Source organism: Pandoraea sp. B-6 (assembly GCF_000282835.1).
GTDB classification, from domain to species: Bacteria; Pseudomonadota; Gammaproteobacteria; order Burkholderiales; family Burkholderiaceae; genus Pandoraea; species Pandoraea cepalis.
Genome location: NZ_AKXS01000330.1, coordinates 1 through 587 on the forward strand (window position 1 = coordinate 1; position 587 = coordinate 587).

The window sequence follows — 587 nt, forward strand, 5'->3', positions numbered from 1 at the left end:
CGTTATCGCGGCGGCCCCGTCGGCGTGGTTGCCAACGTGCTAAACCGCGAGTTCACACCGACTGCCCCGAACCGGGTCTGGGTGACGGACATCACGTACATCCGGACCTACGAAGGCTGGCTATATCTGGCGGCCGTGATGGACCTGTACTCACGCCAGATCGTCGGCTGGGCTGCGCGCTCGACGATGACCAGCGATCTGGTTTTACAAGCACTGTTGGCGGCGGTCTGGAAACGAAAGCCCGGACCCGGTGTCATGGTGCATTCGGATCAGGGCAGTCAGTTCACCAGCGATGACTGGCAGTCATTCCTGAAGGCGCACCACATGGTACCGAGCATGAGTCGTCGCGGTAATTGCCACGATAACGCTGTGGCCGAGAGCTTCTTCAGCGCCCTGAAAAAGGAGCGGATCAAACGACGTATCTACCCGAGTCGGGCAACCGCCACCTCGGACTTGTTCGATTACATCGAAATGTTTTATAACTCGGTTCGTCGGCATGGCTCCGCCGGCGATCTTTCACCGATTGAGTTTGAACGGCGCTACGCGCCAAACGGCTCGTGAGTGTCTATGAAACTCTGGCCGGTCCA

General features: G+C 58.8%; 1 protein-coding gene. It reads left to right on the forward strand.

Annotated features, from left to right (window positions below; translation table 11 throughout):
• Window positions 1-561: IS3 family transposase (locus A985_RS0103260; protein ID WP_017231992.1), on the forward strand; the 561-nt coding region annotated here is incomplete at its 5' end.
• Window positions 562-587 lie beyond the last annotated feature (26 nt).